A 25,369-nucleotide genomic window follows, 5' to 3' on the forward strand; every position below is an offset into this window, starting at 1 on the left:
CCACGCGCCGTTGAAGGATATGGATCCTCGGGTCAAGCCCGAGGATGACGTCGCGTTTGTGGCCTGACACGGAAGCCCCAGCTCTTCCGCGCGTCACCGATACATACTTCCAGATTTTCAGCAGTTCGACGTCCACGTCGGTTGACATGAACCCTGCGTATAATGCTAATACGTAACTTGTAACGTAATAACATTACAAACATCCTCAAAGGCCTCGATACCGGCCCTTATCAGCATGAGGATGACAACGTCTGGAAGGAACACCATGAGATTCTCCCTTCACCGGCAACTTGGCGTGGGCGCGCTCGCCACATGCCTGGCGCTAGCCACGTCCCTTGCCTCCGGCATGGCGCATGCGGAAGAAAGCAAGGACGGCGTAACAGCATGGCGGCTATTCGTCGCCGATCACAGCGAGCCGGTCGTACGCGCAATCGATTTCGAAACCGGCAAGGAACTCGGGCGCTACGATCTGAAAGGATATGCGGCGCTGACCGCCAGCGCGTCGGGCAAGACGGTTTTCGCCACCCAGTCGGATGCCGACATGGTGCATGTGATCAAGTCCGGCATCGTCTTCTCCGATCACGGTGAGCATCGCGATCTGGACGTGGAAGATGCGGCGCTGTTGCCGGTCACCTTCGAGGGCAAGCGTCCTTTCCACGTCGTGCCGCATGACGACCATGCCATCCTTTTCTATGACCATGGCGGCAAGGCGGAGATCATCGATGAGGCGGCCTTGCTGGATGGCAAGGCGAAGGTTCGCACCATCGATACGACAGCCCCGCATCACGGCGTGGCGGTGACGATGGGTCGTTACGTTCTCGTTTCCGTGCCCGACACCGAAATCGAAACGAAACCCGATACGCTGCCGCCCCGTATCGGTCTGCGCGTTCTCGACAGGGACGGCAAACAGGTCGGCGAGCAGGCGACATGCACCGATCTGCATGGCGAGGCGACATCCGCAAGGCTCGCCGCCTTCGGCTGCAAGGAAGGCATTCTGGTTGCCCGGCCCGGCGGCACGGATGGCCCGAAGCTTGAGATGCTGGCTTATCCAGAGGATTTCCCGAAGGCCTATACCGGCACGCTGCTTGGCGGCAAATCCATGCAGTTCTTCCTCGGCAATTACGGCGAGGACAAGGTCGTCCTCATCGATCCAGACAGCAAGGATGCGTTCCGCCTCATCGAGCTGCCGACCCGGCGCGTCGACTTCATTCTCGATCCCGCCAATCCGCGCAACGCCTATATTCTAACGGAAGACGGCGACCTGCATGTGCTGGACGTGCTGGAAGGCGCCATTACCCGCAAGGCAAGGGTGACCGAACCCTATAGCAAGGATGGCCATTGGCGTGATCCGCGTCCGCGCCTTGCGGTTGCCGATGGTCAGGTGGCCATTTCCGACCCGCGCCACGCCCTTGTCCGCGTGGTGGATGCTGAAAGCCTGAAGGAGACCCGCACGGTTGCGGTGGAAGGCCAGCCCTTCTCCATCGTCGCCGTCGGCGGCTCGGGCGCTTCGCACTGATAGCAAGTAAAAAAAGAACCCCGTGCGCCTGGCTGACGCACGGGGTCTTTTTTCGACAGGGTCAGGCCCGGCGTTTTTATGCGGACTGCACAGCCTCAATCTTCCCGATGCCGCCAACCGTGCCGGCGAAATCCTGCCACACGCCCTGCGCGCCCTTGCGCCATTCGTCGAGGGCTTCCGGCTTCAGAACCTTGCCGCCCTTGGAAATCGCAAGTTCGACGGACTTTGCTTCGTCTTCAACGATCAGCTGGTTGAAATATTGCGCGCCCTCGCTCGATGCTTCCAGCAAAACCTTCTTTTCTTCGTCATCCAGCTGGTTCCAGAATGTCGCACCGTAATAGACGACACCCGAGGCCCAGATATGGCCGGTCTCGGTCATATAGGGCACGACCTCGTAAAGCTTGAACCCGGCATAGGCGGACTTGGTCAGATCCATGGCATCGGCGACACCGGTCGCCAGCGCATTATAGGTCTCGGTGATCGGGATGCCGACGGGCGTGGTGCCGAAGGCGCTCCAGAGCCTGGTGTGCAGCGGGCTCTGGATGACGCGGATTTTCTTGCCTTCCAGTTGCTCCGGTCTGGTCACGGGTTCCTTGGTCAGGAGATGGCGCGCGCCGTAATTGATAAAGTCTGCGGCAACGAATTGCTGCGCGCCGAGCTTCGTCTTCAAGTCGTTGCCGGTCTCGCCCGTCACCACCTTGCGCACATGGTCTGCATCGCGAAACAGGAAAGGCAGATCGAGGATTTGCAGCTCCGGCACCCAGCCGGAAAGCGAGGAGACGGTGGACAGGCTCGCCTGAACCGATCCGAGCCGGATGTTTTCCGCCACTTCCTTTTCGCCGCCCAGTGCACCGCTCTTGACGATGTTGAAACGGAAACGGCCGGGCAGCTTTGCCTCCACCAGTTCGCTGATCTTCACCCAGATTTTCGTCTCCGGCTTGTCGTCGGCGAACAGGGAAGCGACCGTAATGCTACGGGTTTTGGCATTTGCACTGCGCACGAACGCGGGCGCGGCAAACGTCGCTGCACCTATGGCAGAGAATTTCAGGAGATTGCGACGATCGATAGTAGTCATGAATAAAACCCCGGATTTAGAAGATAATGGCCCAGGCGCACAGAATGGCGAGGGAAACGAGAAGAGAGACAAGATAGGGAACGACGGCCCGGAAAAGCGCTGTCGCCGGAATGCGGGTGACGCCGCTGACCACGAAGATCAGCATGCCGAGCGGTGGCGTCAGGCCATGGATCATCAGATTGACCACGAGAATGACGCCGAAATGGATCGGATCGATACCGGCGGCCACTGCGGCGGGCAGCAGGATCGGGCCGAAGAGCAGGATGGCAGCACCAATATCCAGCACCAGCCCGACCACGAGCAGGATCAGGTTGGACAGCAGAAGCACCGCGATCTTGCTGCCACCGAGCAGGGTGACAAAATCGGTCACGAGGCCGGAGACGTTGTCCACCGCCAGCAGGAAGGCGAAAGGACCCGCCGTGCCGATCAGAAGGCCGATGGCCGCTGCCTCGCCGGCCGATTGCCGGAAGGTTGCAAAAATGCGACGCGCGCCCAGCCGATACCCGAAGCCGAGAAGCAGCGTGTAGAGTGCTGCAAGTGCGGCCGCTTCCGTGGTGGTGACAATACCGATGCGGATGCCGACCACCACGATGACGCCGAGGCCGAAGGCGGGTATGGCGGCGATGGCGGAGCGCCAGCGTTCAACTCCCGTGGCGCGCGGCAGGGTATCGACGCTGCGCACGCTCAAATGGATCGCCACCGCAAGGCAGACCGCCATCAGCCCGCCGGCAAAGAAGCCGCCCACCAGCAGCGAGCCGACCGACAGATTAGTGGCTGTGGCAAGGATCAAGAAAGCAATGGAGGGCGGGATGACGTTGTCGAGCACCGAGGTGGCGGCAATGATCGCACCCGCCTGCGCCGGCGGATAGCCGTGCTTGACCAGTTCCGGCTGGAACGTCGAGGCGCCGAAGGCGGCATTGGCGACCGAGGAACCGGATGCGCCGGAAAACAGCACGCTGGTCAACAACGTCGTCTGCGCCAAACCCGCCCGCCGGTGTCCGACCATGGCGGCGGCGAAACGAACCAGCTGGTTGGCAACGCCCGATTCCGTCAGCAGGCTTCCGGCCAGCAGGAAGAAGGGGATGGCGAGCAGCAGGAATTTCGACATGCCGGTTACCGTCGAGGAAACGATGGCCGGCTCGGGCAAGGTGCTGCCGAAAGCGATCGCCACGTAAGCTGCGGCGAGGAAGGCATGGGCGAGCGGTGCCGCCAGCACCAACCCCAACGCCGCCGTGAGCGCCAGAAACAGGCTTGGCGGCAGTGTCGTATCAACGAAAACTTCCGGCAGGCCAACATAGGCCACAAGTGCAATGGCGAGAGACGCGAGAACGGCAAGCGTCTTGCCTTCACTGACACGCTGAAGCGCGAGATAGAGAAGGATCAGCGCGCCGCCAGCGCCGAGAAAGCCGAACCGCACCCATTCCGGCAGGCCGAGCGTCGGAGAGGTGCCGCCCAGCATCGCAGCGATTTCAACCCCGCCGAAGGCGAGGATAAGCGCCGCGACGAAGGAGAAGGCATCGGCCAGAACTTCGGTTGCCGCATGAAATCGCTGAGGCAAAAACCGCACGAAAACATCGAGCCGCATGGCAAGCGCGCTTTTGAGGCTGAGCGGCGCGCCGACCGCGATCATCGCCACATGCAGCCAGATGCCGAGGTCTTCTGCGCCGATGAAGCCGGTGTGAAACAGATAACGCAGGGTGACATTGACCAGCACCACCACAAGAAGCGTGGCAAGAATGGCGGCGGCGACCGCGCCGAGCGCCTTGTCCAGGACGGCAAGCGCGCGCTCAGCCACACGCTGCGGGCCGATGCGCCGTTGTGCAATTGTTGTTGCCGGACTTGCCGTCATGTCTTTTTTCTCCACTCCCGGAAGGCCATGCTCACGATGCCTTTGCAGAGAGGTCGCGATCGAACAAGGTCGACCAGGTGAATTGTTTGGCCGACGAGACTTCCCGCGATACATCAAGACGCGGCAGAACCTTTTCCCCGAAGCGGAAAGCCTCTTCCAGCAATGGCATGCCGGAAAGGATGAAGGTATTCACGCCCACCTTCTTATAGGCCTCCAGCGTGCGGATGACAGTATCCGGCGAACCGACAATCGCGGTTCCCGGCCCCGGCCGCACAAGGCCGATGCCGGCCCAGAGGTTGGGTGCGATTTCCAGATCGCGCAGGTTCTCCGGTTTCTGCCCGCCATGCATCGCCGTCATGCGCTGCTGGCCGACGGAATCCGTCTTGCCGACGAAACGCTGATTGGCGGCAATGGCACGCTCATCCATGCGCCCGTAAAGATCGGCGGCGGCGGCCCAGGCCTCTTCGTCCGTATCGCGGACAATAACATAAAGGCGAATGCCGTATTCCAGCTCGCGGCCGAGCTTTTCCGCCCGCGCCTTGACGAGATCGACCTTTGCGCCGATCTGGTCCGGCGTTTCACCCCAGGAAAGATAGGTCTCGACATGTTTGGCCGCGACGTCGATGGCCTTGTCCGAGGAGCCGCCAAACCACAATGGCGGAGGCTCGATGCCCTGCCCCACCGGCAACGCCAGCTTTGCGCCTTCCGTCTGGAAATGCCGCCCCTTGAAATCGACCGTTTCACCGGCAAAAAGGTGGTGCCAGATCTGCAGATATTCATCCGCCATATCGTAACGCTCGTCATGCGGCATGGTCATGCCGTAAGCGCCGAGCATCTTGGCATCGCCCGAGACGACATTGATCAGCAGACGTCCGCGCGAAAACTCCTGAAGCGTCGCCGCCATTTTGGCGAGCAGCGTTGGCGCGACAAGGCCGGGATGAATGGCGACCAGAAACTTCAGCCGCTCGGTATAGGAAAGCAGCGCGCCCGCCAGAACCCAGACGTCATGCGCGCCGGTGGCAAACAATGCGCCGGTGTAACCAAGCTGGTCGTAAGCGAGCGCCAGCTGCTTGTAATAACCGAGATCGACCTTGCGGGAACCTTCCGGTTGCCAGGGATAAGCGCCATCGGGCGCGCACATGTACCAGAAAACATTCATCTGTCGCCTCCCGCGCTGGCTGATTGCCCCGTCAGAACCGGTAAAGAGAAATGACCGTGCCTGTAAAGCGTATCGGCCTCCTCCTGCTGTTCGGCAAGGATATTTTCGGCAGCGGGCACCACCGAAAGATCGCGCGAGCGCAGCACCTTTGCCCATGACTGCGCGTCGCCTTCGCTTCCCGGCTCGGCGGCAAGAAGGGCTGCGGCCCTGTCTATATCCGCCATGACGGCCCGGCCAACGCGGTCCAGTTCGGCGGCAATCGCCTCGCGCCTCTCCAGCGCCACAGTGTGACGCGCAAGCGTCCAGAACAGCGAGCGGTTGGGAATGGTGGAGCCGCAACGGACCAGAAGACTGATCTCTTCATGGGTCAGGGCTTTTTCGAGCCGTGGCGACATCGTCACCCAGGCATCGACGCGGCCTTCCACGAGGTCGCGAAGGCTATCGCTGTCGCCGCTTTCGATGCGTGTCACGTCCGCTAAACCAAGCCCGGCCCCTTCCAGACTGCGCGCCAGAAGATAGGTGTGAAACGATCCGTCGATCAGCGATATGCGCTTTCCCGAGAGATCGGCGGCGGAACGGATCGGGCTATCCCGCCGCACGAGGATCGCGCCGTTTGCTGGCCTCGGCGCAGAGGCCGCGATATAGGCTGCGGAAAGCCCGCGCGCATCCGCCTCAATGGGCGGCGTCGAACCCGTGCCGCCGAAATGGATGTCGCCCTTTTCCAGAAGCGCCGCCGTATCGCGCCCTTCGCGATAGGGCACGAACTCCGGATCGAATTTATCAAACGCGCCGGGCCAGAGCCGGGCGAGCCGCAAATGCAGATTGTTGGGATGGACCCCGATTTTCATGTCGACACCTCATTTCGCAATCAATCTACTTTTTTATAGAATGTTTTCGAGGAACGTTTTGGCGATCCTTGTCCGGAAAGCGAAAGAGAAATCTACTAATCCTGTAGATTTTGAAAAATGCTTGATCCGGCCAAACGAATCTTAATCAAGCCATTGAAATTTATCACAATACAATTTACTTTTTTATAGTTTGAAAAATGGGCCTGTAATCGTGACGAAACCGGTTTCCAATCTCATCTGCCGCAGCGTGGTGGAAGCGAGCGAGCTTTTGAAGCTTGTCGCCAACGCCAATCGCCTGGCCATCGTCTGTTATCTCATGGAAACGGAAGCCTCCGTTTCAGCACTGGAATATGAGCTCGGCATCCAGCAGCCGACCCTTTCCCAGCAGCTAGCCGAATTACGCGACGCCGGCGTGATCGAAGGCTCGCGGGAAGGCAAACAGGTCATCTATCGCGTCACCGATCCGCGCATCGTCCAGCTGGTTTTGACATTGCGCGGTCTTTATGCTGATCTTTCCGACGTGACCGGCAAGAAAGGCAGGCGGGCTTTGCCGCTGGATGAGGCGATGTTCGATTAGCATGATCGACCTCTATACCTGGATCACCCCCAACGGCCTGAAAATCTCGATTGCGCTGGAAGAACTCGGCCTGCCCTATGTCAGCCACGCCATCGACATCGAAAAAGGCGAGCAATTCTCAGCCGACTATACCCGCATCAATCCCGGCTCGAAAATCCCGGCGATCGCCGATCGCGATAACGGCACCATCCTGACGGAATCGAATGCGATCCTGATCTACCTCGCCGAAAAAGTCGGGCGGCTTCTGCCTGCCTCCAAGGCTGCGCGGCTGACCGTCACCGAATGGCTGATGTGGCAGGGCGCCAATTTTGGCCCGACACTCGGTTATGCCCATTATTTCCTGACCTATAATGCCGGACAGGCACCCTTTGCGGAGACGCGTTTCACGACGGATGTGGAGCGGCTATACAAGACATTGAACGACCGGCTGACAGGCCGGGAATTCATCGCCGGAGATTTCTCCATAGCCGATATCGCCATCTGGCCATGGGTCTCGCGTTTCGCGCGCCACAAAATCGACCTCAACGATTTTCCGGCGGTACAGCAATGGTATCGCCAGCTCGGACAGCGCGAAACTTTCCAGCGCGGCTACCGTGTGCCTTTCGCGACGTCCGACGTACCGGGTCTTTAACCTGCTTTAACAGGCGACAAGGTGGCCGGGCGAGACCTCGCGGTATTCACGCGGCTTCACCACGTAGTCGACCGCTCGGATCGGGCTTTTCAGCTCGTCATTCGCGGCATTTCGCCGGGTGTTTCTGCGGTCCGGATCCGGCACCGGCACGGCGGCCATCAGCTTGCGGGTGTAATCATGCTGCGGATTGTCGAAGACCGCCGCGCGCGGGCCGATCTCGACGATTTCGCCGAGATACATCACCGCCACCCGGTGGCTGACGCGTTCCACCACCGCCATGTCATGGCTGATGAACAGGAAGGCGAGATCGAGGCTCTGCTGCAAATCCAGCATCAGGTTGATGACCTGCGCCTTGATCGAAACATCCAGCGCCGAAACGCTCTCATCGGCGACAATCACCTTCGGCTGCAGTGCAAGCGCGCGGGCGATGCAGATGCGCTGGCGCTGGCCGCCCGAGAATTCGTGGGGGTAACGCGCCGCCATATCGGGCGAGAGACCGACCTTTTTGAGCATGTCAGCCACGACATCCTTCGCCTCGCGGGCGCTTCCCATGCGGTGCTCCAGAAATGGTTCGGCAATCGCCGCACCCACCGTCATGCGTGGATTGAGCGAGGCGAAAGGATCCTGAAAGATCATCTGCACCGTCTTGCGCATCTCGCGCATGCCTGATTTGTCGAGAGCGAGAATATTCTCGCCATTGACCACCACCGAACCGGCATCCGGCTCGATCAGCCGCATGATCGCACGTCCCGTTGTCGATTTACCGCAACCGCTTTCGCCGACCAAGGACAATGTTTCGCCGGCTCGCAGATCAAAGGACACATTCTCCACCGCATGCACGCGGCCGCTGAGCCGTCCCAAAAGGCCGGAGTGAATGTCGAAGCGCTTGGTCAGCCCTTCCACCTTCAGCACTGGCTGGGCACTCGCATCGACGGTATCGCCCGGGCGCGCCGGCTGCTGCGTTTCCCCCGTGGTGGTGCTGACGATGGGAAACCGGAGCGGTCTTTCCTCACCTGTCATGGAGCCCAGAACCGGAACGGCGGACAAAAGCGCCCGGGTATAGGGATGTTTGCCGCGATGGAAAATATCGGCCGTCGCGCCGACTTCCACCTGCTCGCCGCGATACATGACGACGGTGCGGTCGGCGATCTCAGCCACCACGCCCATATCATGGGTGATGAACAGAACCGACGTGCCTTCCTCTTCCTGAAGCGTCTTGATGAGGTCCAGTATCTGGCCCTGAATGGTCACGTCGAGCGCCGTCGTCGGCTCGTCGGCAATCAGCAGCTTCGGCCGGGACGCGAGCGCCATGGCGATCATCACGCGCTGGCGCATGCCGCCGGAAAAGCGATGCGGATATTCATCGAAACGCGATGAGGCCGAAGGAATACGGACTTTTTCGAGAAGGCGGATCGTCTCAGCCCGCGCATCCGCCCTGGACATCGGCTGGTGACACAGCAAGGCTTCGGAAATCTGGTCACCGATGGTGAATAGCGGATTGAGGCTGGTCATCGGCTCCTGAAAGATCATCGCGACCTCGTTGCCCCGCACCTGCCGCATGGCATCTTCGGAAAGGGACAGCAGGTTGCGCCCACCAAGCAGGATTTCGCCCTGAACCCTGCTGCTTTCCCGATCCAGTAGCCGCATGATCGAGAGCGACGTGACGCTTTTGCCCGAGCCACTTTCACCGACGATCGCGACCGTCTCGCCCGGCCCGACATCGAAGGAAATATCACGCACCACGGGTTTCCAGCCGCCATCCACGTGAAAGGACGTGGTGAGATTGCGGACGGAAAGCACGGCGTCTTCCGCACCAATCGGTGCTGCCTGCGGCATGGTCATGATCGGTCCCTTCTATTATTCTGGTTGCAATGCTTGGGCGGGCAGTTGCCGCGAGTTTCTTCTCCCCGAGGGGAGAGGAAACAAGTGGCCCCCTCGCTTCCCTTAATCCGGCCAGCGCAGCATGCCATCGAAACGGTGGCGGCTGCGGTCGTCGAACGGAGTTGCAATCACCTCGTTGGAGGCGCGCGCCTTGTCCAGTTCCTCCGCCAGACGCGACGCCACGATGGTTTCCTGTCCGGGATGAAGGTTGCAGGGGTCGAGATAGAAATAGCGATGCTCCACCTCATGGTCGCGAGTAATGATCGGCGGGTTGCCTCTCGCTAGTGCCGTCGTCAGGTCCCAGGCGGTGATGTGCGCTTCCTCGGCATTGATGATAACGCGCAGCCTGTCGAGCGGGTTATTGGTCGGATCCGGCTCGATCAGCGCCGTCACGCCGGGGCGGCCATCCAGCGTATCCTTCCAGAGATTGAGATAGCCGGTCTCACGCTCACGGATGCCGGCATGGTCGCGCTTTTCCCAGGCTTCCAGTGCCGCCATGACGCCATAGATGCTTTCCTTGCCGACCTTCATGCCGCGGCCGATTCCCATATTCTGCAGGAAGGCGTTGCGCACCAGTTCCTTTTTGCCGGCCACGATGCCGGAGGTGGGACCGCCGAGGAACTTGTGGCCGGAATAGAGCACGACATCCGCACCCGTGGCCAGAAACAGCTCCAGATCATATTCGGAAGCCGCATCAACGATAACCGGCACGCCCTTGGCGTGGGCAATCTCGACAAATTCGGAAAGATGCAGCAGGCCGTAATCAACAACATGGTGCGAGATGACATAAACCGCCGCCGCCGTCTTGTCGGTGATGGCGTTTTCCATGTGAAAACGATGAGTGGACGTCGCCTGCCCGACCAGGACCACCTTGCCGCCGGCGAGCCGGATTGCCTGATCCACCGGCGCGCCGTAGCTCACCACATGCCCCATCTGCACCAGCACCTCGTTCTTTTCCGGCGCGGTATCAGGCAGCTTTTCGATGGCCAGGAGATTGTTACCGGTAATGGCCCCCGCAACCGCAAGGCTGATGCCGGAAGAGCAGGATGCTGTCACGAAACCGGCCTCGCCGCCCGTCAGCCTTGCGATGATCGCGCTTGCCTTCCGCTGCAGATCGTTAATCTCGACGAATTGCGGCAGGATCGCCGCCATGGCCTCAACTGCCTCAGGAACGACAATGGAAGCGCCAAGCGACGTCATGGTGCCCGAGACGTTGATAACCGGGCGAAGGCCGATCCTGCTTCTGATATCCTCGGTCATGTCTTTCTCCTGTCTTTGCGATGCGATGGGCATCGACATATATGCCATAATAATGTAATAGCTTCTCAAAACTCATGAGGAGCCGGAAATTGGACGCCCATAGACTGGACGAATTGTCTTCACCCGCCCTGTCCCCGACCGAGGAAAACCCGGACGCGAAAGGGGCCAAGCGCTCGCGCGTCAGCGGTATCGACCGTGCGCTTCAGGTGATTGATTACCTTTACGAAACCGGATCGCCAGCCGGCGCTTACGCTATTGCCAAGGCAATCAAGGCGCCGCTTTCCACCGTCTATGTGATCGTTGACGATCTTGTCGAAAAGAACATGCTGGCGCGCAATGCCGATGGCAACATCTGGCTCGGCGCGCGGCTTTATCACTACGGCCTTGCCTATGCCCGCTCGCTGGATTTCATGGGTGTCGCGACCCACGAAATGCATGATCTCTGCCGCCATGCGGGCGAGACCGTCCAGCTTTGCGGTCGCGATGGCGACCATATGCTGGTGCTGGCCATGGCCGATGGTCCCAGCCATTTTCAGGTTGCCTCGCGCGTCGGCACCCGCGTTCCCCTGAACTGGACGGCGTCGGGCCGGCTGCTCGTCGGGCATCTGCCGGAGGCGGAACGCGTGGAACTGTTCAAACGCTGCGCCCGCACCTCGCCCACGGGCCGCGCGGAAATCAACCCGGAGACCCTGTCGCAATCGGCGGGCGCTGCCTTCCACGACCGGCTGTCGATACAGGTCGCCGAGTCCGACTACGCTGTCGCCTGCATCGCCTCGCCGATTTGCGACAACAGGGGCGAATGCGTGGCGACGATTTCCATCGTGCTGCCGGAACAGAAGGTGCTGGCGGACGAGAACCACTACACCGAACAGGTCAGGGTTTCGGCCGAAAGGATCGAGAAGCTGATGGGCTGGCGCAACCATTGAACGGCCTCAATCCCTCAGCGCGATGATCGCTTCAATCTCAACGGTGATGTTGCCCGGCAGCGAGCCGAAACCAACGGCGGAGCGGGCGTGCTGTCCCGCATCGCCGAACACATCGATGAAGAGATCGGAGCAGCCATTGATGACGCTCGGATGATCGCGGAAATCGCTGACGGCATTGACCATGCCGAGCAGCTTGACCACCTTCTTCACCCGCGACAGGTCCCCAGCGCCTCATGCATGACGGCAAGAAGATTGATGCCGGTGAGTCGCGCATGCTGGTACGCCTCATCCAGCCCGATCTCGGCACCTACCTTGCCGGCGTAGAGGTGTCCGTTCTCCTCCCTCGGGCCTTGTCCCGAAAGATAAAGCATATTGCCTTCCACCACATGCGTGACGAAATTGGCGATCGGCGGCGGCGGTGGCGGCAGCGAGATGCCGAGCGCGGCAAGCCGGTCGTAGGGCGAATGACGCCCCTCTGCCTCAAGCGAAGACTGTTTCACGCGAATTCCTCATAATGCCGGGACGGGTATCCCATAATCTCTGCGGAAGGCGGAGGGGCTGACTGCCCCTCCGCGCCTCCAATCTGGTTCAGCGCCAGGAATAACCATGGCTGTGACGCACGAGCTTGCGCGCTCTTGGCACATAACGGCTCGCAGCAATGGCCTCTGCACCTATGACCGCGTAACGCGGCTCGAACAGCCGCTTCAGACGCGAAACGTCGCCATTGGAATCGGTCGCTTCCAGATCGGCATCGACAAGATCGAAAACCGTGAAATCGGCGCGCTGACCGACATCGAGGCGGTTTTCCATGTCCAGGCGGATGATGGAGGCGGGATTGCGGGTGACGGCCTCGACCACATTTTCGAAAGGCATATCCACCGAAAGTAGCTTCGACATGGTCGTCGCCAGATCCCACACCGGGAAATTCATCGAATGGCCGTGCAAATCCGTGGAGATCGAGAAGGGCAAAAGGCCACGCGCAATCGCCGATTCCGCCACCTTGAAGGAGAAGGATGCGCCACCGTGACCGATATCCAGCCGGATGCCTTCACCGGCGCAGCGTTCCGCGAGATTGAACAGGTCCTCGTCTTCCATGATGCTGGAGCCGGACTTGCCGTTGAAGCAGTGGGTCACGACATCGCCGGGGCCGAGAATTTCCAGCACCTCGTCGTAAAGTGCTGGCGGTTCGCCCACATGCACCATCATCGGCACTTTCAGGATCTTGGCGATCTTCTTGCCGAGCTTGACCGGCGTAACACCCCAGGAACCGGTGATGACGTGGCTCGCCCGCACCTTGAGGCCGACGATATGCTCGCTGTTTTCGGCGTAACATTCGATGATACGATCGAGATCGATATCCTTGATGTCGCGCAGTTCCGGCACGCGGTTGCAGGCGACGAGCCCGATGGAGCCGAGATTGAGGAAGGCCTTGATGCGTTCCTTCGAGGGCTCGATGATATATTCGCGGAAACCGTGGAAATTCGCCTCGCCTGCCGAACCGGCATCCACCAGCGTCGTCACGCCGCGCTCGGCCCCGCATTCGGAGGGACGGATGGAGATATCGGTGCCGCCATGCCAGATATGCACGTGCAGATCCACCCAGCCGGGCGAGATGAATGCGCCCTTCGCATCGATGCGCTGCGCATCCGCCGGCGCCTGAAGGGCAGGCCCGACCGCCGCGATCTTGCCATCGCCGCCGATCAGAATATCGGTCGAGGCCTGTGGCGCGCCCTTTCCGAAGCCGACGGGTTTCACATTGGAGAGAAGAATGGGAGCTTGAAGAGGCGCTTTCGCCTGTTCACCGGACGTCATATTACAAATCCCTTCGCAGTCTTGGGTCGAGCATGTCCCGCAGCCCATCGCCGACCATTTGCAGCGAGAGCACGGAAAGAATGATGGCAAAGCCGGGGAAATAGGTCATCCAGTCCGCTTGGCCGATATATTGGCGGCCGGCGGAGATCATGGTTCCCCAGGTCGGAATTTCGGGGCTGACACCAAGCCCCAGGAATGAAAGCCCAGCCTCGGCCAGCATGGCGCTGGCGAAAAGGAAGGTGCATTGCACGAGGATTGGCGAGATCAGATTGCGCAGCACATGCCGCGTCATGATGTGGAAGGTGGAGATGCCGAGCGCCTTGGCCGCTTCCACATAGGGCAGTTCCCGGATCACCAGCGTCGAAGCGCGCACGATGCGGGCAAGACGCGGTGAGTAAACGACGGCAAGTGCGATGATGACAGTCGTCAGCGACGGGCCGAGCGCGGCCACCAGCGCGATAGCCAGCAGAATATCCGGAAACGCCATCATGGCATCGATCAACCGCGCGATCGGCGTATCCAGCTTCTGGAAGAAACCGGCAAGCAGGCCGAGCGTGATGCCGATCAACGCCGAGAGCGCCACCACGGCGGCCCCAACGAGAAGCGATAGCCTTCCGGCAAAGATGGTGCGGGAAAAGACGTCGCGGCCGAATTCGTCGGTGCCGAACCAGTAGAGTTCGCTCGGCGGCTTCAGACGGTTCACGATCGACAGTTTCGACGGCGAATAAGGCGCGATCATCGGTGCGAAAACGGCAAGCAGCACGAAAACAAGCAGCACGATCAGACCGGCGGCGACCGTCTTGCGCTTCAGGAGACGCCGAATGAACAGGACGGTCGGGTTGCGCGCCGGCTGGGCGGTGGAGGTGATATCGGCCATCAGTAACGAACCCTCGGATCGACCAGCAGATACAGCATGTCGATGGCAAAATTGATGAGCACGTAAAGCCCGGCGATGACGAGAAGCGCGCCCTGAATGACCGGATAATCGCGTCGCAACACGGCCGACACGACAAGATTGCCGATGCCGGGCAGGCCGAAGACGGTTTCCGTGACGACCGCGCCGGAAATCAGTACGGCGGCGGTGAGACCAAGCACGGTCAGGATGGGAATGAGCGCATTCTTCAGCGCATGTTTCATCACCACCCGCCGCTCCTTGACACCCTTGGCTCTGGCGGTGCGGACATAATCGTCGCCGAGAACATCCAGCATCGAGGCGCGGGTGAAACGCAAAATGAGGGCCGAGGAAACGAGGCCGAGCGCGATTGCCGGCAAGGTCAGGTGATACATGCGCTCGAGGAAGCTTGCGCCTGGACCTCCATATCCCGAGACCGGGAACATATCGAGCCGGACGGCGAAGAACTGCATGAGGATGAGGCCGAGCCAGAAGCTTGGAATGCTCGCCGCCAGCATCGCAATGGTGGTGGCGGCCTGATCCACGAAGGAACCGCGCCGGTAAGCGGCATAAATGCCGATGGGAAGCGCGATGGCACTGGCGATCAGCAGCGAAAAGATCGTCAGGAAGAAGGTCGGTTCCGCCCGATCCAGAAGTGCTGCGCCGACCGGCATGTTGAGAAAGATCGACTGGCCGAGATCGCCCTTCAGCAATTGCCCGATATAATAGACATATTGCACGCCAAGCGACTGATCGAGACCGAGCCGGGTGCGCAGCTCCGTTATGTCCTGCGCCGAGGCATCCGGCCCCAGCATCACCGCAGCCGGATCTCCGGGCGTGACGCGCAGGATGACGAAAACGATGGTGACGACGAGGAACATCACCACGATCATTCCGGCAAGTCTCTGGAAAATATACCGTATCAAGAATAAAAGCTCCAAAGCGCGTGATGAGCCGCGACCAGCGACGGTTGAATAGAGTTGTCGATAAGTGCCGACAATTCCGGCACTTATGGTCGTAAAAATTCGGACCTTCCGCGTCTGCTTGATACTCCCCTCATTCCTGTGCTTGTCACAGGAATCCAGCCGACGCGTGTCTGCGCGGCGGAACGACTCCTCCCAGCCCGAGGACTTGGGCTGGCTGGATCCCTGTGACAAGCACAGGGACGAGGATGGAGACGCGGCAAGGACAGGAGGTCCGTGGCGACGGAAGTGCCGGATGCAGTACCCGGCACTCGATTGCCAAACCGGCCTTACTTCGTAACCGAGGCGTTCCAGAAATACGGCCAGGGAGCCGGATCGACGCCTTCCAGCTTGTTGGACTTGGCCGCCACGGCGTTGAAATCACCGATCTTGATGAGCGGCAGCTCGGCATAGATCGTCTTCTGCACATTGGCCCAGAGCGCGATACGCTTGTCCGGATCGGCTTCGGAGGTGAAGGCATCAACCGCCGCCTTGCGCGCCGGCGTGTCCCACCAGCCCGGCGAGCTGGTGGACAGCGCGCCCATCAGCGCCGGTTCCGGCAGGAAAGGGCTGTGGCTGATATAGATGTCCCAGAGCTTCGGGTCGGCGCGGCGCTGCGTCAGCGTCGCCCAGTCCACCACCTGCATATCCACCTTGAAGCCGGCAAGCTTCAGATATTCCGCAGCGACCTGCGCCATCTTGTAGTGGAACTCATATTGGCGGCTGGTGAGGATGCGCAGCGGCTCACCATTATAACCGGCCGCCTTGAGCTTTTCCGCAGCAGCTTCCGGATTGCCGACATTGTAATTGCCCTCGACGCCGTCTTCCGTGTGCCAGGAGAAATTGTCGGGATAATAGGCGCCGTCAAGCGCGTAAAAATCCTTGCTACCGAAAGCGGCTGCCAGCATGTCTTCCATGTTCAGCGCCTCGGTTATCGCCTTGCGCACTTCAAGCTTGGAAGACAGTCCCTCCTTGGTGTTGAACACGAAGACCGGGAAACCGAAAGGTTTCAGCATCAGCGGCTGCGACGCCGACGAAGACTTCACCTTGTCGAAAGATTCGACCGGAATGGAATCGACATAGTCATACTGGCCGGAAACGGCGGCCTCGACACGGGTATTCGGATCAGGCACCGGAACGAAGCGAATTTCATCGAGATATTGATGGCGTGCGCCACCGTAACCGTCGCTTTCGCCATCGCGGGACTTGTAGCCGTCGAAGCGGACGAGCTGGATATACTGGTCGGCCTTGCGCTCCTTCAGCATGTAGGGACCGGTGCCGATGAATTCCGCCATCGGCTCCGCCTGCTTTTCAGCCGGCAGGATGATCGCCGCCGAATTGTTGAAGGCGAGCAGCGAGGTCAGCGGCGCATAGGGCTGCTTGAGGGTGACCGCCACCGTCCCTGCATCCGGTGCGGAGATATTCTCGATGAACCCTGCGGCCTGCTTGCCGCGCGAGGCGATCTTCATCCAGCGGCCAAGCGAGGCGACGACATCTTCGGAGGTCATGTCGCTGCCGTCATGGAACTTGACGCCCTGACGCAGCTTGATCGTGTAGGTTTTACCATCAGCACTGATTTCAGGCAGGCTTTCCGCTAGAAGCGGGGTCACCTTCCAGCCCTTGTCAAAGGTGTAGAGCGTTTCGAAAATATGCTGCGTGACGATGCCGACGAGATCGGCCGTCGAGGCCATCGGATCGAGCGTCGGCGGCTCGCCGATCGTGGCGACGTTGATGACGCCGCCCTTTTCCTGAGCCATCATCACACCCGGCGCAAGCAACAAAGCGGCGGTGGCGAGAAATGCAAGTTTACGTCTCATTGTTAAGCTCCCAGCTCTTAGTTCCAACCTTACGTATTCCATTATTATGTTATATGCATCTTTATAACAGAATATCTCGATAAGACGCCTTGTCAATGACCTTGCCGCGGGATGACGGAATTCATTGGCTGGACAAAATGGGAAGGCAGATTCGGCGGAGACGAAAACAAAGCGTGAAGCCAGAAAAATCGAGGTTTCAGCCCAAAAAGGCGCGGCTTCCGGCCATCGACAGGTATCAATATCGCTGCAGGAAGGGGCGCGGCTGGCCTTCGGCCGGGAAACCGAGGAAGCGAATTAAGCAGGTTGGATATTTCGCATCTGCGAACAAAGTGCTATTGAGGATTATACCAACACCAGATTACGCCAGACATACCCTCACTTTCCTATTAATCGTTACGTCATTTGCCTCCACCAGCCGTGTTTTTAAGGGCTGCAGACCGACCTGATATTCTACACCGCCGAGCTTTATTCCAGGGCGGATTATAAATTTTTATTACGTTGAAATTATTGAGGAAATCATGAAGACGGCAATCGTGCATGACTGGCTCACCGACAGAGGTGGCGCCGAAAAAGTGCTTCACAACCTTCTTGAAATTTATCCTCACGCGGATCTCTTTTGCCTCGTCGATTTTATGAGCGAGCGCGACCGAGGGTTCCTCGGCGGCCGCCCGGTCAACACCTCCTTCATTCAGAAAATGCCTTTCGCCCGGAAAAAATATCGCTCCTATCTGCCGCTGATGCCGATCGCCATCGAGCAATTCGATCTGAGCGGCTACGATCTGGTGATTTCCTCAAGTTATGCCGTCGCCAAGGGCGTCATCACCGGCCCTGGCCAGTTTCATGTCTCTTACATTCACAGCCCCATCCGGTATGCGTGGGATCTCCAGCACCAGTATCTGAAGGAAACCAGGCTCAATCGCGGGTTCGCTTCATGGATCGCGCGCGCGATCCTGCACTACATCCGCATGTGGGACATTCGCACCTCGCACGGCGTCGACCTGATGACGGTCAATTCCAAATTCATTCGCAGCCGCGTGCGCAAATGTTACGGGCGCGATTCTACCGTGATCTATCCGCCGGTGGACACCTCCCATCTCTCCCCTTCCGACTGGAAAGGCGATTATTTCGTCACCGCCTCACGTTTGGTGCCATACAAGAAGGTGCATCTGATCGTTGAAGCCTTTGCGAAGATGCCGGAACGTCGGCTGGTCGTCATCGGCGATGGCCCGGACATGAAACGCATCCGTGAAATCGCCACGCCCAACGTCGAAATCCTCGGCTTTGTCGGCAATGAAGAACTTCACAAATACATGGCGGAAGCCAAGGCCTTCGTCTTCGCCGCGGAAGACGATTTCGGCATCGTGCCGGTCGAATCCCAGGCGCTCGGCACACCGGTCATCGCCTATGGCAAAGGCGGCGTGCTGGAAACCGTCATTCCGCTCGGCGCCTCAAACCAGCCGACCGGCCTCTATTTCGGCGAACAGACCCCCGAGGCCATCTGCGCCGCCGTCCAGGAATTCGTCGACAATTCCGACCGTTTCGACAAGAACGCCTGCATCGACAACGCCGCCCGCTTCTCCCGCGAACGTTTTCTGCGGGAATTTGCCGATACCGTGAATTTTGCGCTGGCAGCACGGGCCTGATGAGGGAGCAGCATTATAAAAGATGTTGGCAAAACAATTGATTAACCAATACTTTGAATCAATCGCCAAAGAAACCCCGCAAGCGTGACAAAACTGCACTAGCGCATTGCAGCAATCAAAGAGATTATGGCGTCTGGCTGGCTAAAACTCACACCATTCGGGTACGCGAGATATTGAGCGTTGTGCCGGCTTTGGTGGCGCATTTGAACTTTGAATGAACTTGAAGCAGCGCCTGAAATTGGGCATATGCCTGATAAAAGCGTCAATATTGCGGAACGCGATTCTGCTGAACGAATGTAATGCCGATTAGGGTTTCCTTTATCGGCATCCTTTATGAAGTGCTTATTTTATAAATTATACCGACGTCCGGGTCATTTCCTTTTCGGACAAAATTCATTTTGAGGACCAAATGCGTTTATTGAATGTTTCGATTCTGCTTGCCTCTGCAGCACTGGCAGGCTGCACGGTCACTGCGGCATCAGGGCCTGATGCGGCGACAATCGAATCCAACGCTTCCGTAAAGTTCGGCACCAAGGACAAGAAGAAGACCGCAGGCGTCGACTACGCGCTCATCGATGTGAACAGCTCCGTCCTGAACTATGTCGGCGATACCACCACCAGTACCCTGCTCGGCAGCTTCGGCGGCGGCAAGGGTGGCGTTCCGGCGCTGCCGATGGGTGTCGGCGACGTGGTGCAGGTCGCGATCTTCGAAAGCCAGGCGGGTGGCCTCTTCATTCCCGCCGACGCAGGCAGCCGTCCCGGCAATTATATCAGCCTGCCAAACCAGACGGTGGACCGGGAGGGCAATATCAGCGTTCCCTACGCCGGCAAGATCCGCGCGACGGGTCGCAATGTCGAGGACGTTCAGAGCGAAATCGAAGAACGGCTGGCCAACCGCGCCATCGAACCACAAGTTCTCATCACCAAGATTTCCAGCCGTTCCGCCCAGGCCTCCGTGCTTGGCGACGTGAAGGAGCCCACGAAGGTCCAGCTTTCGGAAGCGGGTGATCGCGTTCTCGACGTCATCTCCTATGCAAAGGGCCTCAGCGCCCCGAATATCGAGTCCTACGTTACGCTGATCCGTCGCGGAAAGACTGCGCGCGTCAACTACAATCATCTCGTCAGCACGCCCACCGAGAACATCTATGTGGTTCCGGGCGACACGATCATGGTGGAGCGTGAGCGCCGCACCTATCTGGCCTTCGGCGCTTCCGGCCTCAACGGACGTTTCGAGTTCGAGGACGCCGATCTCAAACTGTCGGATGCACTTGGCAAGGCCGGTGGATTGCTCGATTCCCGCGCGGACCCCGCTCAGGTCTATATTTATCGTATCGTCAGACGCGATCTTCTCGTGAAGCTCGGCATCGATACCTCCAAATTCCCGGGCCAGGAAATTCCGGTCATATTCCGTGCCAACCTTCGCGATCCCTCGACCTTCTTCGCCAGCACGAAGTTCCCGATGCAGGATCGCGACATCATCTACGTCACGAATTCGCAGGCCACCGAACTTTATAAGTTCCTGGATCTCGTTGGCTCCGTTCCCGCAACGACGGGCAATGTCGCCGAGGACGTACTCTCGACACGCAACGCCATCCGGGCTTTCTGACGCTCGACATCTTACCGCTCGCATCAAGGCCGCCTCTGAAACGAGGCGGCTTTTTCGTTTGGTCGGAACCAAAGGGGCAAGCGAGCCCGGTGTGCTTCAGATGCCGACAGGCCGAGCATGGTTGGAGAACCAGTCTGTGGTTCAAGTTACTCACCAAGCGCGACTGGTTTTCTTCCTACTTTCCATCGCGATTTGCGGAAATCAACGCGCTCTTCCATATCGAAGCCGGGGCGTAGACCCTCAGCCGCCTTGCATTGAACCCAGCGGCGAACATATGCGGAAAGCCGCCATATGCCTTGCATCGCAAGGCGATATGCCAGCTGACGTTGTCGTCGCCATTACAAAAGTTTAAGGTGCTTTCGCAGCGCATTGGGTGTCTTGTGGGGAAAAGCTGCTCCCAAGGCTTGCCGCACATGTTCGGTAAACATGTATCGCTCTCATAAGCGGAACCGTCAGATGAAACGTTTCTGGACCGCCCTCAGCGTCCTTGCCATCGCAGCCGTCGGCGCGTGGTATTTCAAGGATCGCCTGCCGCTCGACCAAATCCCCTATCTCAAACAATTCGCCAGCGTTTCACCACAGGCGGAAACGACGACGGCCAAAGCGCCCGCCGGAGCGACGACGCAGCCCTCACAAAACGGCCAGTCTGCGCCGCAGCAAGGTCAGAGGCAGGGTGGCGGAAGGCGCAATGGCGGCCCACCCACGGTCAGCACCGTCGCTGCCGGCAAAGCGACATTGCCGATGGATGCAGCCGCAACTGGCTGGGCGGTTGCGGCCGACATTACCAATATAGCTCCGCTTCAGGCCGGTCTCGTCACGGAAATATCCGCAAAAGACGGCCAGCATATCAAGGCTGGCGATTTGATCCTCAAAATGGACGACCGTATTGCCCGCGCCGCCGTCGACAAGGACAAGGCAAACATTGCGGCGGATCAGGCAACGCTGGATCAGGCCGAGGCGGCTTTCCAGCGCGCCGCCAATCTGGTCAAGCAAAATGCCGAGGCCCAGCAGGTGCTGGATCAGGCCAAGGCAGCACGGGATTCCGCCAGCGCCAAGACCGACGCCGACCGCGCCGCGCTTGCATCCGATCAGGTTACGCTCGAAAACATGGAAATCCGTGCGCCCTTTGACGGGCGGCTGGGGGATATCAGCGTCAGCCCGGGCGCTTATCTCAGCGCTGGCGTGAATATCGTGACGATCACGAAATACGATCCCATCTTCGTCAGTTTCCGCCTGTCCCAGCGCTACCTGCCGCAATTGCGTGAGGGCGTAGAGAAGGACACGACCGTCGACGTCGATCCCGCTGCAACCGGCGGCGAGGCCATATCCGGCGTCCTGCGTTTTTACGACAACATTGTCGACCAGACCTCCGGCACCGTCCTGGCGAAGGCGGAATTCGAGAACGAGCGCGGTCTTTTGTGGCCGGGTCAATCCGTCAATGTCACGACCCACTTCGTCTCGAACGAGGAGATGATCGTTGTACCGACGGTCGCCGTTCGGCCAGGGCCGAAGGGTAGTTTTGTTTATACCGTCGATGACAATCATCGTGTTCACATGACGACCGTGGAAGTCGCCCGCTCGAACGGTGATTTCACCGCCATTGCAAGCGGCCTCACCGGCGGCGAGCACGTGATCATCGAAGGCCAGTCTGAACTCACCGACGGTCAGCAGGTCGTTGAGCAGTTCTCCGACAAGGGCGGCGCGGCCGGCAATCTGGCCGCCAATGTTACGCCGGAAAAGGTTGGCACCCCATGATCGCGAATTTCTGCATCAACCGGCCCGTCGCCACCACCCTTCTTGCCATAGGCCTCGTGCTGGCCGGGCTTGCCGGTTTCAGCCTGCTGCCGGTCGCCGCCCTGCCGAAAGTCGATTTTCCGACGATCAGCGTCTCGTCGTCGCTGTCGGGCGCATCGCCGCAGACAATGGCAACCTCCGTCACCACGCCGCTGGTCAAGCAGTTCGAAACCATTCCGGGCGTCAGCGAAATCAGCGCCACCAACACGCTCGGCAACAGCTCGATCGTTCTGCAATTCGATCTCAACCGCGATATCGACGCGGCGGCCGCCGATGTGCAGGCCGCGATTTCCCGTGCGCAGCGGCAATTGCCAAGCAACATGACGACGACGCCGAGCTACCGCAAGACCAACCCCGCCGATGCGCCGGTCCTGTTGCTTGCCGTCAACAGCAAGGAAATGCCTACCAGCAAGGTGGATGAAATCGCCGAGAATATCATCTCGCCGCTTCTGTCGACCATCTCCGGCGTCGCACAGGTGAGCATCTACGGCGCACAGACCTATGCGGTGCGCATCGGCCTCGATCCGGCGCAGCTTCAGGCAAGGGGGCTTGGCGTCGATACCGTCACAAACGCCATCGCACAGGCGAATAACCAGGTGCCTGTCGGCGCCTTGCAGAACGACAATCAGCGCCTGACGATCGAGGCCGATACCCAGCGCACCGATGCGGCGGCCTTCCGGACGCTGGTCGTGTCCACGAATAACGGCGCGCCCATTCATCTCGGCGATATCGCCAATGTGACGGACAGTATCGATAACACCGATGCCGGCAGCTGGTTCGATGGCGAACAGGCCATCGTGCTCGCCGTGCAGCGCCAGCCGGACGCCAACACCGTCGATGTAGTGGACGCGATCAGGGCAAAACTGCCGGCGCTTCGCCAGCAATTGCCGCCCTCGGTCAATATCAACGTCATGAACGACGCCTCGACAGCGATCAACGATGCGATCTCCGACGTTCAGTTCACGCTGTTCCTCACCATCGGGCTGGTGGTTGCGGTCATCTATCTTTTCACCGGACATCTGACGGCGACCATCATTCCGGGCCTTGCCGTGCCGTTGTCGCTGATCACCGCCTTCGGCGCGATGTATGTCCTCGGCTACAGTATCGACAACATCTCGCTGCTCGGGCTGACATTGTCGGTCGGGCTTGTGGTGGACGATGCGATCGTCATGCTTGAGAATATCCTGCGCCTGCACGAAAAGGGCCTGACAATGCGGGAGGCGGCGCTTCAGGGCGCGGCGGAAGTCAGCAATACCATCCTGTCCATGTCCGTCTCGCTGGTGGCCGTGTTCATTCCCATTCTGTTGATGGGCGGGGTGATCGGCAGGCTCTTCAACGAATTCGGCATGGTCGTCACGCTCGCGATCATGGCGTCTGCACTTGTGTCGCTGACAGTCACACCGATGCTCGCATCGCGCCTTTCCGGCCAGTCTTCCAGACCTCCAGCCATCATCCGCTGGTTCGATGCCGGTTTCGAGCGCACGCTTCACCATTATGGCAAGGCGGTCGGCTGGTGCCTCACGCACCGCCGCGTGGTTCTGGGCGCGTTTCTGGCCTCGATTGCCGCCTCGCTCTATCTGTTCGAAACGCTGCCTTCCAGCTTCTTCCCGCAGGAAGATATTGGCCGCCTTTCCGTGTCAACGCAGGCGCGCGAGGATATTTCCTACACCGCGATGCGCGATCTCCAGGCGCAGGTTGCCGATCAAATCCGCAAGAACCCGGCCGTGGTGCATGTCACCTCCATCGTCGGTGGCAATTCCCGCAATCCGCTGAACAACGGTTCGATGTTCGTTGAACTGAAGCCCAAGGAAGAACGCGCGCCGCTCAGCCAGGTGCTGAGCGAACTGGGGCAGGCCACATCGAAAGTCGCCGGCATCCGCACCTATATCAATCCGCAGCAGAGCCTGCGTTTCGGCGGGCGCAGTTCCGCCAGCCAGTATCAGCTCGTCGTTCAGGGCCTGAATGCCGATACCACCAATGAATGGTCGAACAAGCTGATGGAGGCAATGCGGCGCGACCGGACATTCACCGCCGTCACCTCCGACGCCCAGAATGGTGCGATCGCCGCGACGATCTCGGTCGATCCGGAAAAGGCCGCAGCCTTCGGCATCACCAACGATCAATTGCGCAAGACGCTGGAAATGTCATTTGGCGGTTATACGGCGGCGCAGATCCAGTCGACCGGCGACAGTTATGACGTGATCGTGGAGTTCGACAGCTCCAAACAGTGGGACGACAACTTCCTGAGCGATATCAATATCCTCTCCGCCAAATCCGGTGTGCTTGTTCCGCTTTCCAACTTCGCTGCGCTCACCCGCGCACAGGCGCCTGTTACCATCAACCAGACGGGTCAGCTCGTCTCCACCACGATTTCCTTCAACCTGCCGGATGGCGTGGCGCTTTCCGATGCCACGAACCGGATCAACGAGATCAAAAGCACGATAGGCCTGCCGCAGGACGTGTTCACCAGCTATGGCGGCACGGCAGCCATCTTCCAGCAGAGCCAGGGCAATACCGGCATCCTCATTCTGGCGGCGGTGCTGACCATCTATGTGGTTCTCGGCGTACTCTACGAAAGCTTCATCCACCCGCTGACCATCCTGTCCGGTCTGCCGGCGGCGGCCTTCGGCGCGCTGGTGGCGCTGAAGGTCATGGGCATGGATTTCTCGATCATCGCGCTGATCGGCCTGCTGATGCTGATCGGCATCGTCAAGAAAAATGCGATCATGATGATCGACGTGGCGGTGGAACTGATCCGCGAACAGGCGGAGCCGCCCGCCCGCGCCATTCACGAGGCCTGCGTGCGCCGTTTCCGGCCGATCATGATGACGACGTTCTGTGCTTTGCTCGGCGCCCTGCCCATCGCGCTCGGCTCAGGCGCAAGCTCCGAACTGCGCCAGCCGCTCGGTGTCGCGGTGGTCGGCGGGCTCATTGTCTCGCAATTGCTGACGCTGTTCATCACCCCGGTCATCTTCGTGGAAATGGACCGGTTTGGTCACTTCCTCACCGGGCTATTTTCGCGCAAGAAAACGGCTGGAACGCACGCGGAACCACAAAAGCCGGAAGGGGCAAGCGAGCCGGATTCCGTTGCCGCGTAACGCATTCCAGTAGAAGTGCGTAA

18 protein-coding genes and 1 pseudogene are annotated in these 25,369 nt (G+C 59.7%); 8 read left to right on the plus strand and 11 right to left on the minus strand.

The genetic code is table 11. The features are described 5' to 3' along the window. Positions 1–265: 265 nt before the first annotated feature. Positions 266–1,516 (plus strand): zinc metallochaperone AztD, encoded by a 1,251-nt coding sequence (aztD, locus tag G3A56_RS18015; protein WP_082185786.1) that lies wholly within the window; start codon positions 266–268, stop codon positions 1,514–1,516. Positions 1,517–1,592: 76 nt separating this feature from the next. Here the strand turns inward: aztD and G3A56_RS18020 are convergent, their stop codons facing one another. The 4 genes from G3A56_RS18020 to G3A56_RS18035 are packed head-to-tail and all read right to left on the minus strand — an operon-like array spanning position 1,593 to position 6,447. Further along, entirely contained in the window at positions 1,593–2,591 is a 999-nt protein-coding gene (locus tag G3A56_RS18020) for a TRAP transporter substrate-binding protein (protein WP_082185785.1), read from the minus strand. A 16-nt stretch (positions 2,592–2,607) separates the two neighbouring features. Beyond that, positions 2,608–4,440, minus strand: coding sequence for a TRAP transporter large permease (locus tag G3A56_RS18025; RefSeq protein ID WP_082185784.1), 1,833 nt, complete (start codon positions 4,438–4,440; stop codon positions 2,608–2,610). A gap of 31 nt (positions 4,441–4,471) precedes the next feature. Next, on the minus strand, positions 4,472–5,599 hold the full coding sequence (locus tag G3A56_RS18030; RefSeq protein WP_082185783.1) for an LLM class flavin-dependent oxidoreductase: 1,128 nt from the start codon (positions 5,597–5,599) through the stop codon (positions 4,472–4,474). Then, entirely contained in the window at positions 5,596–6,447 is an 852-nt protein-coding gene (locus tag G3A56_RS18035; RefSeq protein ID WP_082185782.1) for an ABC transporter substrate-binding protein, read from the minus strand. The genes G3A56_RS18030 and G3A56_RS18035 overlap by 4 nt, the downstream gene beginning before the upstream one ends. A gap of 211 nt (positions 6,448–6,658) precedes the next feature. On the opposite strand from G3A56_RS18035, the gene G3A56_RS18040 reads away from it, so the two are divergent. Together G3A56_RS18040 and G3A56_RS18045 are read left to right on the plus strand one after the other, a co-directional pair. Next, positions 6,659–7,024, plus strand: coding sequence for an ArsR/SmtB family transcription factor (locus tag G3A56_RS18040; protein ID WP_082185781.1), 366 nt, complete (start codon positions 6,659–6,661; stop codon positions 7,022–7,024). Between the two features lies 1 nt (position 7,025). Beyond that, on the plus strand, positions 7,026–7,655 hold the full coding sequence (locus G3A56_RS18045) for a glutathione S-transferase family protein (protein WP_082185780.1): 630 nt from the start codon (positions 7,026–7,028) through the stop codon (positions 7,653–7,655). Between the two features lie 6 nt (positions 7,656–7,661). On the opposite strand, the gene G3A56_RS18050 is transcribed toward G3A56_RS18045, so the two are convergent. After that, positions 7,662–9,497, minus strand: a complete 1,836-nt coding sequence (locus G3A56_RS18050) for an ABC transporter ATP-binding protein (RefSeq protein ID WP_082185779.1) — start codon at positions 9,495–9,497, stop codon at positions 7,662–7,664. A 102-nt stretch (positions 9,498–9,599) separates the two neighbouring features. Next, complete coding sequence (locus tag G3A56_RS18055; RefSeq protein WP_035243611.1) at positions 9,600–10,796, minus strand: aminotransferase class V-fold PLP-dependent enzyme; 1,197 nt, start codon at positions 10,794–10,796, stop codon at positions 9,600–9,602. Positions 10,797–10,885: 89 nt separating this feature from the next. On the opposite strand from G3A56_RS18055, the gene G3A56_RS18060 reads away from it, so the two are divergent. Then, a complete protein-coding gene (locus G3A56_RS18060; protein ID WP_164056764.1) occupies positions 10,886–11,722 on the plus strand; it encodes an IclR family transcriptional regulator in 837 nt (278 codons plus the stop codon). 6 nt (positions 11,723–11,728) lie between these two features. Here the strand turns inward: G3A56_RS18060 and G3A56_RS18065 are convergent. The 5 genes and pseudogenes from G3A56_RS18065 to G3A56_RS18085 all read right to left on the minus strand — a co-directional run bounded on the left by G3A56_RS18065 (position 11,729) and on the right by G3A56_RS18085 (position 17,205). Then, positions 11,729–12,222, minus strand: a pseudogene (locus G3A56_RS18065) (RidA family protein). 88 nt (positions 12,223–12,310) lie between these two features. Further along, positions 12,311–13,534 (minus strand): amidohydrolase/deacetylase family metallohydrolase, encoded by a 1,224-nt coding sequence (locus tag G3A56_RS18070; RefSeq protein ID WP_003500773.1) that lies wholly within the window; start codon positions 13,532–13,534, stop codon positions 12,311–12,313. Position 13,535: 1 nt separating this feature from the next. Beyond that, complete coding sequence (locus tag G3A56_RS18075; protein WP_003500772.1) at positions 13,536–14,411, minus strand: ABC transporter permease; 876 nt, start codon at positions 14,409–14,411, stop codon at positions 13,536–13,538. After that, entirely contained in the window at positions 14,411–15,352 is a 942-nt protein-coding gene (locus G3A56_RS18080; protein WP_035243569.1) for an ABC transporter permease, read from the minus strand. The genes G3A56_RS18075 and G3A56_RS18080 overlap by 1 nt, the downstream gene beginning before the upstream one ends. Positions 15,353–15,678: 326 nt before the next feature. Beyond that, positions 15,679–17,205, minus strand: coding sequence for an ABC transporter substrate-binding protein (locus tag G3A56_RS18085; protein ID WP_082185777.1), 1,527 nt, complete (start codon positions 17,203–17,205; stop codon positions 15,679–15,681). A gap of 518 nt (positions 17,206–17,723) precedes the next feature. Here G3A56_RS18085 and G3A56_RS18090 point away from each other — a divergent pair. The 4 genes from G3A56_RS18090 to G3A56_RS18105 all read left to right on the plus strand — a co-directional run bounded on the left by G3A56_RS18090 (position 17,724) and on the right by G3A56_RS18105 (position 25,346). After that, a complete protein-coding gene (locus tag G3A56_RS18090) occupies positions 17,724–18,848 on the plus strand; it encodes a glycosyltransferase family 4 protein (protein ID WP_082185776.1) in 1,125 nt (374 codons plus the stop codon). Positions 18,849–19,257: 409 nt separating this feature from the next. Continuing rightward, the gene (locus G3A56_RS18095) at positions 19,258–20,454 is read left to right on the plus strand and encodes a polysaccharide biosynthesis/export family protein (RefSeq protein WP_003500767.1); all 1,197 of its coding nucleotides are present in this window, start codon (positions 19,258–19,260) and stop codon (positions 20,452–20,454) included. 456 nt (positions 20,455–20,910) lie between these two features. Then, entirely contained in the window at positions 20,911–22,209 is a 1,299-nt protein-coding gene (locus G3A56_RS18100; RefSeq protein ID WP_082185775.1) for an efflux RND transporter periplasmic adaptor subunit, read from the plus strand. After that, positions 22,206–25,346, plus strand: a complete 3,141-nt coding sequence (locus G3A56_RS18105) for an efflux RND transporter permease subunit (RefSeq protein WP_082185774.1) — start codon at positions 22,206–22,208, stop codon at positions 25,344–25,346. Before G3A56_RS18100 ends, G3A56_RS18105 begins: the two co-directional genes overlap by 4 nt. Positions 25,347–25,369 lie beyond the last annotated feature (23 nt).

Source organism: Rhizobium oryzihabitans (assembly GCF_010669145.1).
Classification (GTDB): Bacteria; Pseudomonadota; Alphaproteobacteria; order Rhizobiales; family Rhizobiaceae; genus Agrobacterium; species Agrobacterium oryzihabitans.